Source organism: Corynebacterium sp. Marseille-P8863 (assembly GCF_946902955.1).
GTDB lineage: Bacteria > Actinomycetota > Actinomycetes > Mycobacteriales > Mycobacteriaceae > Corynebacterium > Corynebacterium gottingense.
Map to the genome: position 1 here is coordinate 328,467 of NZ_CAMPQC010000003.1, position 7,867 is coordinate 336,333.

The following is a 7,867-nucleotide window of genomic DNA, read 5'->3' on the forward strand; positions in this document are numbered from 1 at the left end:
CCCCTTACGGGAGCAGCGTGTCCAGGTTCACGCCCGGGATCAGGCCCTGCTGCGCGGCCCAAGCACCGCCACCCAGGATTGCGAGCAGGCCGGCCAGCACGCCCAGCGCGATGGCCAGGGTGTTGTCGGAGGAGCCGCCCTCCTGCGGGTCCTGATCGCCCTTGCCCTGATCAGCCTGGCCTGCATCGTCGGCAGCGCGGGTCAGGGTGAACTCGTCGACGCGGTCGCCGGTGTTGTACGCAAACGTGGAAACCTTCAGACCCTCCGGGGTGACCTCAACGTTGGTGTAGTTGGGCACCTCCTGCTGGTTCCACAGCGCGGTGTAATCGCGGATGGTCTTTTCCTTGACCGTCTGGTCGAAGTTTTCCTTGGTGTCCTCGTCGCGCTCGCCCGTCTTGAAGTCGAAGAACTGGTAGTACTTCGAACCGGAGCCGGAGTTGGTGGTGATGTACTGGACCTCGCCCGGCTTCTTCGCCAGGGTCTCGCCGATCTTCGCCTCGCGGCCGGAGTCAACCGGAGTGTAGCCGTTCATGAGGTGGGAGCGGGCGTAGATGTGGTCGTGGCCGCCGAGCACCAGGTCAACGTCCAGCTCGGAGAGCACCGGCGTCATGCGCTCGCGCCAGTACATGATGCCGCGGTCCTCCTGGTGGTACGCCTGGGAGAAGGTGGAGTGGTGGTAGGTCACGATGACCCAGTCCTTGTCCTTGCCCTGCTCCTTGACGGTGCGGCGCAGGAAGTCAATGTCGTCGTCCAGGTCCTCCCAGTCGTTGGAGTCCAGGGAGATGATCAGCGCGTTGTTGTGGGTGAACCAGTAGTTCTCGTCCTCCTGGTTGGGCAGGTTGTACATCGCCTCGTAGCTCGGCGCGTAGTAGTTGTCGTGGTTGCCCATGTTCACGGCGGTGCGGTAGGCGCGCAGCTCGTCCGGGGAGATGAAGGCCTCGTGCTCGTGCAGCGCGGAGTGGTTCGCCTGGTCGCCCGCGGAGAGGATGAAGGAGGTGTCCGGGAACTGCTTCGTAGCCTTGGTGACGTTGTCGTCCCAGCCCTTGGTCTGCGCCTTGAGGTCCTTGGTGGAGTACAGCTGCACGTCGCCGAAGAGGAGGAAGTTCCACTTCTCGGTGTCGGCCTTGTCCGTCTTGAAGGTGTAGGTGTCGGACCAACCGTCCTGCTCGCTGCCCACGCGGTAGGAGTAGGAGGTGCCCGGCTTCAGGCCGGAGATGGTCGCCTTGTGCTCGGCGATGGTGTTGAAGACCGGCTCAACCTCGGGGTTCTTCAGTTTGCCTTCGGTGAGGGAGACGACGGAGTCCTTGGAGGTAGCGTCCACGACCTCGCCCTTAGCCACGTCGGCGCCCTCCGGCGCGAACTGCACAGACTGGCCGGTGATTCCCTTCTGGGTCACCCAGTTGAGCATGGCCTCGTTCTCGTTGCCGCCCACCTGCAGGATTACGCCCTCCGGAGACTTCTCCGGCAGCGTGAACGGGCTGTGGAAGTTGTCGGCGATGTACTCGTTGGTCACCTCGCGCTGCTCAGCGGAAGCGGCGGGGACGAGGATGCCGGAGACGGTAACAGCTGCGGCGGTGGCGAGTGCGAGCGAACGGGAACGCATCACGGTGAAGCTCCTTCAATGCGGGGGTTTCAGATGACTGACAGTCAGCCATTGAGGTTGACGCACTCTAAATTAAGGCAGCTCCCAGACCACGGCCACCGGTATGGTGTGGTCCCGGTCACAGTGGCGTCGATAAGCTAACGGCTCACGCGCTCCAGCAGCTCGAGGACGTGGTGGTAATCCTCGCCCGTCGCGCTGGTCAGGCCAAGCTCGCAGGTGCGGTTCGACGACGCGTGGTGCCGCGCGCCGAGCTGCTCCACCTCGCGGGCCTCGCGCTTGGTGGCCGACTCGGTCAGCTCCGGGTGCAGCATGCCGCGGTCGCCCGCGTAGCCGCAGCAGTTCCAGTCCGCGGGCACATGCACGTGCTCCGCCGCGTGCTCCGCAACTGCCACCAGCTGCTCGTTGATGCCCAAGTGCGTCGAGGAACAGGTGGGGTGCAGCGTCACCGAATCCAGCTTCTGCGGCACGGTGAGCTTGTCCACGACGTGCTGCTCCACGAACTCGATCGCGTCGAGGACGGTGATGCCCACCTTCTCCGCCATACCCTGGAAGCCCTGGGTGCACGACGACGCATCCACAACCACCGGGAGCCGTCCGCCGTCGGTCGCTGCCATGAGCGCTTCCTGGGCGCGTTGCTCCATCACGTCGTGTCCCTTGGCCATGCCCTTGGAGGACCACGGGGTGCCGCAGCACAGCGCGTCGATCTCCTCCGGGACGATGAGCGCCAGCCCGGCGCGCTCCACCAGGCGGGCGAACGCCTCCGAGGCGCCCACGCCGTCGCCCTGCGGGCCGAACATGGAGTTCACGCAGGCCGGGACGAAGACGCCAACCGGCTCCGCAAACTTGCTGCCAATGCGCTCGCCGAACGCCTTCGAGCGGGTCCGGCCGCCCTTGGACAGCTCGGGACGGTACTCGGGCACGGTGTCCTCGCCGACCAGCGCGCGGGCGACGTCCGTCACCTTCTACACCAGGCCGGTCGGCATGTAGTGCGCGCCGGTCAGCGCGACGGAGGCCACTTTGTTCGCCGGCGCCCACGCCTTCGCGGCCGCGGCCCAGCCCTCGTTCTCCAGCGTCGTGGCCTGCTCGCGGCGCAGGGACTTGATGAACTTGCCGGTATCAATGCCCACCGGGCAGGCGGTGACGCACATCGAATCCACCGCGCACGTGTCAATGCCCTGGTACTGGTAGGCCTTGTCCAGTTCGCGAACGGTGTCCATGTCGCCGTCGAGGAGCGCCTGGGCGCGAGCGCGACGCACGACGATGCGCTGGCGCGGAGTCATGGTCAGGTCGCGCGACGGGCACACCGGCTCGCAGTAACCACACTCGACGCAGCTGTCGATGGCGTCTTCGACCGTGGCGGACAGCTTCATGTTGTGGAGGTGCTCCTCCGGGTCATCGGTGATGATGACGCCCGGGTTCATCGTGTTGTGCGGGTCGACCGCGCGCTTGAGCTACACCATGACGTCGTAGACCTCGTCGCCGTACTGGCGGCGCACGAAAGGCGCCATCACGCGCCCGGTGCCGTGCTCGGCCTTCAGGTTGCCGTCCGCGCCGAGGATCAGGTCCACGAGTGCGTCGTTAAAGCCGTTGTAGCGGGTGAGGTTCTCCTCGCCCTCGAAACGGTCCGTGATGAGGAAGTGGATGTTGCCGTCCTTGGCGTGGCCGAAGATGACGGCGTCGTCGTACCCGTATTGGTCAAACATCACCTGCAGGCCGGAGCACGTGTCGGCCAGGTCTCCGACCGGGACAACGACGTCCTCCAGCAGCGCGGTCGTGCCGGACGGGCGCGCCTCGGCCACCTGGGCGTAGAGGCCTTTTCGGAACGCCCACGCCTTCGCCGCCGCCGACGCGTCGGTGGAAAACACTGCGGGGTTCTGCAGGTCCAGGTTGCGCAGGATCTCGGCGCCCTCCTTTTCGCGGGCGCGCAGCTCCTCTTCGTCGTCAGCGTGGTACTCGATGAGCAGCGCGGCCTGGCCGTCCACGTCAAAGCCGGTGATCTCCTGTGGGACGGACGCGAAGCTGCGCCCCACCTCGATGGAGTGCGAGTCCATAAGCTCCAGCGTGGCCGCCTTGGAGGCGAACAGGTCCGGCAGGCTGCGCGTCGCGGCGTCGATGCTCTTAAACACCGCCACCGACGTCGTCTTCACCTTCGGCACCGGTACCGTGCGCAGCACCGCCTCGGCGATAAACGCCAGCGTGCCCTCGGAACCGATAAGCAGGTGCTCGAATACCTTCACCGGTTCCTCGAAGTCCAGGAAGGCGTTGACGCCGTAGCCCATCGTGTTCTTCAGCGCGAAGTGACGCTGAATCTTCGCCACGGATTCCGGGTTCTCGCGCACGCGCCGCTGCAGGCGCACGATGGTGTCAAAGATGTCCGGTTCCTGCTCGCGGAACTGCCGGGACGCGTCCGCATCGGCGGTGTTGATCATGGTGCCCGACGGCAGGACGAACGTCATCGACTCCAGCGTGCGGTACGTATTGAACGTGGTGCCGCAGGCCATACCGGAAGAATTGTTCGCAATCACGCCGCCCATCGTCGCGGCGAACTCGCTGGCCGGGTCGGGGCCGATCTTGGTGCCGTAGAAGGCCAGCCGGTTGTTCACCGAACGCACCGTGGCCCCGGGCTGCACGCGGACCCGGGCGCCACTATCTAGGACTTCGATGTCGCGGAAGTGCTTGCGGACGTCGACAAGCATGCCCTCGCCCCCGCCCTGGCCCGAGAGCGACGAGCCGCCCGAGCGCAGTACGACGGGCACCCCGGTGCGACGGCTGGCGCGAAAGACGGCGGCGACGTCCGCTGCGCTGCGCGCCTGGATCACCGCCCGCGGGGTGTAGAGGTAGTGCGACGCGTCGTTGGCGTACTTGACGCGGTCGATGAGCCGCGTGCTCACCGTCTCCGCGGTACCGATCTCAGCCGCGAGTGCGGCGGTGAGCGCAGTTGAAGATACCGCGCCCGTTTGGTGATTCGAAACAGATTCTTTGCCGGAAGTGATGACCGTCATACCGTTCGAGCCTAGTGCGTCCGAGGCGGGCGGTGGTGGTTTTTTGATGAACGGAAGAACAAAAACCCGCCACCCCGCGCCTCCGGGACTCCGACGCGGACGACGGAATGCTCCCCGCAGCCAGCCGGTTACACTACTCAGCAGCTCAAATCCCGGCCCAGAAAGGATCCCCATGCCGCTCGGAGACGGCCCGCTTATCGTCCAATCGGACAACACGGTCCTGCTCGAGGTTTCACACCCGGACGCGCCGAAGGCCCGCGCCGCGCTCGCCCCGTTCGCCGAGCTTGAGCGCGCGCCCGAGCACATTCACACCTACCGGATCACCCCGCTCGCGCTGTGGAACGCGCGCGCCGCCGGCTTCGACGCCGAGCAGGCCGTGGACACGCTCGAGCGGTACTCGCGCTTCCCCGTCCCGCAGCCGTTGCTCATCAGCGTCGCGGAGACGATGGCGCGCTACGGCCGCCTCAAGCTCTTCCAACACCCCGCCCACGGCCTCGTCCTCGAGGCGGATGAGCCCGCGCTGCTCACCGAGGTCACCCGCAGTAAAAAGGTTCGCCCGCTCATCGGCTCGCTTATCGACGCCACCTCCGTCCCCGTCCACCCGTCCGCCCGCGGCCAGATCAAACAGGAACTGACCAAGCTCGGGTGGCCCGTCGAGGACCTCGCCGGCTACGTCGACGGCGAATCGCACCCGATCCAGCTCAACCAGGACGGCTGGGCCTTGCGCGACTACCAGCAGTACGCCACCGAATCCTTCTGGGAAGGCGGCTCCGGCGTGGTCGTCCTGCCCTGCGGCGCTGGCAAAACGATCGTGGGCGCGGCCTCCATGGCGCAGGCGCAGACCACCACGCTGATCCTGGTGACCAACACCGTGGCCGGCCGCCAATGGCGCGACGAACTCCTGCGACGCACCTCGCTGACCCCAAACGAGATCGGCGAGTACTCCGGCGAGAAGAAGGAGATCCGCCCCGTCACGATCGCCACGTATCAGGTCGTGACCCGCAAGACCAAGGGCGAATACCGCGCCCTCGAGCTCTTCGACTCCCGCGACTGGGGCCTCATCATTTACGACGAAGTCCACCTTCTCCCCGCCCCCGTCTTCCGCATGGCCGCTGACCTGCAGTCGCGCCGCCGCCTCGGGCTGACCGCCACGCTCGTACGCGAGGACGGCCGCGAAGACGACGTCTTCTCCCTCATCGGCCCGAAGCGCTACGACGCACCGTGGAAGGAGCTGGAGATGGCCGGCTACATCGCCACCGCTGAATGCGTCGAGGTACGCACCGCCCTCACGCAGGAGGAGCGCCTCACCTACGCCACCGCGGAGACCCGGGAGCGGTACCGGCTCGCGGCGTGTTCGAAGGGGAAGCTGGGGGCCGTCGATAAGCTGCTTGCTCAGCACGAGGGCCAGCAAACGCTCATCATCGGGGCCTACGTGGACCAGCTTGAGGAGCTCGCTGCGCGCATCGACGCGCCGCTCGTGGACGGCAAGACGAGCACGAAGCAGCGCGAGCAGACGTTTCAGGCCTTCCGCGACGGCGAAGTATCCACGCTCGTGGTGTCCAAGGTGGCGAACTTCTCCATCGACCTGCCGGAGGCGGCCGTTGCAATCCAGGTCTCCGGCACGTTCGGCTCGCGCCAGGAGGAGGCACAGCGGCTCGGCCGGCTGCTCCGCCCCAAGCACGACGGCACCGAGGCCGTCTTTTACACCGTGGTCGCGCGCGACACACTCGACGCCGAGTACGCGGTACACCGCCAACGCTTCCTCGCCGAGCAGGGCTATGCCTACAGATTGGTCGACGCCGCCGACCTATAGACTGGTCGCCCATGAGCACGTTTCACTTCGACGTTGACGAGGAATATGCCAAGCAGCACAACGAACTGCTCCGCGACACCAAGAGCATGGTGCTCTCCGGCATCGCGCTCTTCGTCCTCAGTATCGCCGGCGGCATCGCCGCGTGGATCTTCATCGACCCGACGTCGCCGTGGCGCCTCCTCGGCTCCGTCGGCCTGATCCTGTTTGGCGTCATGATGCTCATCGTCGCACTCATGTTGCCGAAGTCAGTGGGCAAGACGCAGACGCTTTACGACGCCCACCCGCTCGCCCCCGCCATCATCACCGAAAATGTCGGGACGACCCTCACCTTGACCGCGCTGGTGAACATGAACGCCTCCGACCGCGGCCCCGCCCGCTGGGCACTCACGTCCCGCGTGGTCAAGCGCATCCCCAACACCCACGACACGGTGGGCACGAAGGTCCCCGTCGTCGCCGTTGGCGGCCAGCGCTCCACCCGCGACAAGAACACCTGGCAGGTCATCACCCCGATGCCCATCGCCTGGGCCACCCCCGATACCAAGGAAATATCGCGCGCACGCGCCGAGATCCCGCAGGACCAGTGGCAGCGCCTGGAGAAGGCGCGCAAGGACTCCGAGCTGGTCACTGCCGTGAAGAACACCCTCGTGGAACTCTAGCGAGCTCTTCGCCGCCCCGAACGCACAACGCCTGCCTTCCTTGAGTGAAGGTGGGCGTTTGGAGTTCAGTCCTCTTGAGTAAGACAAAGTTATCAGCGGATCGGGGGTTGCCCAAGGGACAGCCATTCCTGATGTCGGGTGGGCTTTCTGCACCGTCATAGGAGCCACTATCACCGGGGCAACAGTAGCCCCGAGCCACCACAAGAAATGCAATAATGGCATAAAGGTCCATGACACGTGGTGCAGATCGGTTCGCGGCAGCGCGTGTACTTAACGATCAAGTACAGGGGGACTCATGAACGGGCACAAAATTTCTCCCAATGCGATTGTCGTTGCACTATTCGGGCTGGCAATCTCGAGTTATGTCGCCATCACAAACAAGTCGATCCTCGGATTCATCATCCTCATGCTGCTCACCATAGTTGCAGCTGTACTGGTTAATCGCGTCAAAAACAGTCATCAAGAATAACCAGGAAGTAAAGTCGTCTGCCCGACGCTGCCCCGACTTCTACTCTGCGGTGGCGGGGTGTTCGCCGGCTCGGGGTGGCCTTCGTCTGGCTCGGTGTTTCGGTGGGGTGTGGTGTCGGGTGTTTGACGAGAAGACCGTGTGTTTGATGGCCGCTGTGTGTGTTTGACGAGAAGGGGGTGACGAATTCACGGACCTCGGGGACCGCGGACAAATAGTTGGAGTGTCCCCGGGGGCGGAGAGGGTTTCTGATGTCCGCGCATTTTCCCCGTGAGATCCGGGAGCAAGCAGTTGATAAGTTTCTTGACGGCATGCCGTACAAGCGCA

General features: G+C 65.2%; 7 protein-coding genes. 3 read left to right on the forward strand and 4 right to left on the reverse strand.

Annotated elements, in window-relative coordinates:
- Positions 1–4 precede the first annotated feature (4 nt).
- The 4 genes from OVO38_RS03895 to OVO38_RS03910 all read right to left on the reverse strand — a co-directional run bounded on the left by OVO38_RS03895 (position 5) and on the right by OVO38_RS03910 (position 4,605).
- Positions 5–1,603, reverse strand: a complete 1,599-nt coding sequence (locus OVO38_RS03895) for an FN3 domain-containing metallophosphoesterase family protein (protein WP_267207801.1) — start codon at positions 1,601–1,603, stop codon at positions 5–7.
- A gap of 137 nt (positions 1,604–1,740) precedes the next feature.
- Positions 1,741–2,562, reverse strand: a complete 822-nt coding sequence (locus OVO38_RS03900) for a (Fe-S)-binding protein (protein ID WP_267207793.1) — start codon at positions 2,560–2,562, stop codon at positions 1,741–1,743.
- Positions 2,563–2,565: 3 nt separating this feature from the next.
- Positions 2,566–3,024, reverse strand: coding sequence for a (Fe-S)-binding protein (locus OVO38_RS03905; RefSeq protein WP_267207794.1), 459 nt, complete (start codon positions 3,022–3,024; stop codon positions 2,566–2,568).
- Between the two features lie 30 nt (positions 3,025–3,054).
- Entirely contained in the window at positions 3,055–4,605 is a 1,551-nt protein-coding gene (locus tag OVO38_RS03910) for an FAD-binding oxidoreductase (protein ID WP_267207795.1), read from the reverse strand.
- A gap of 172 nt (positions 4,606–4,777) precedes the next feature.
- On the opposite strand from OVO38_RS03910, the gene OVO38_RS03915 reads away from it, so the two are divergent.
- From OVO38_RS03915 to OVO38_RS03925, 3 genes are all read left to right on the forward strand, one after another.
- Positions 4,778–6,418: a DNA repair helicase XPB gene (locus OVO38_RS03915; protein ID WP_267207796.1), complete on the forward strand. Its 1,641-nt coding sequence runs from the start codon at positions 4,778–4,780 to the stop codon at positions 6,416–6,418.
- Between the two features lie 11 nt (positions 6,419–6,429).
- Positions 6,430–7,074 carry a DUF3239 domain-containing protein gene (locus OVO38_RS03920; protein WP_267207797.1) on the forward strand — a complete coding sequence of 215 codons (645 nt, stop codon included), beginning with the start codon at positions 6,430–6,432 and terminating at the stop codon, positions 7,072–7,074.
- 295 nt (positions 7,075–7,369) lie between these two features.
- Positions 7,370–7,543 (forward strand): hypothetical protein, encoded by a 174-nt coding sequence (locus OVO38_RS03925; RefSeq protein WP_165765514.1) that lies wholly within the window; start codon positions 7,370–7,372, stop codon positions 7,541–7,543.
- Positions 7,544–7,867 lie beyond the last annotated feature (324 nt).

Excerpts from the sequence above, each read along its gene's own strand:
- OVO38_RS03925 (WP_165765514.1), top strand. The coding sequence starts at position 7,370 with ATGAACGGGCACAAAATTTCTCCCAATGCGATTGTCGTTGCACTATTC.
- OVO38_RS03910 (WP_267207795.1), bottom strand. The coding sequence starts at position 4,605 with ATGACGGTCATCACTTCCGGCAAAGAATCTGTTTCGAATCACCAAACG.
- OVO38_RS03920 (WP_267207797.1), top strand. The coding sequence starts at position 6,430 with ATGAGCACGTTTCACTTCGACGTTGACGAGGAATATGCCAAGCAGCAC.
- OVO38_RS03895 (WP_267207801.1), bottom strand. The coding sequence starts at position 1,603 with ATGCGTTCCCGTTCGCTCGCACTCGCCACCGCCGCAGCTGTTACCGTC.
- OVO38_RS03915 (WP_267207796.1), top strand. The coding sequence starts at position 4,778 with ATGCCGCTCGGAGACGGCCCGCTTATCGTCCAATCGGACAACACGGTC.
- OVO38_RS03905 (WP_267207794.1), bottom strand. The coding sequence starts at position 3,024 with ATGAACCCGGGCGTCATCATCACCGATGACCCGGAGGAGCACCTCCAC.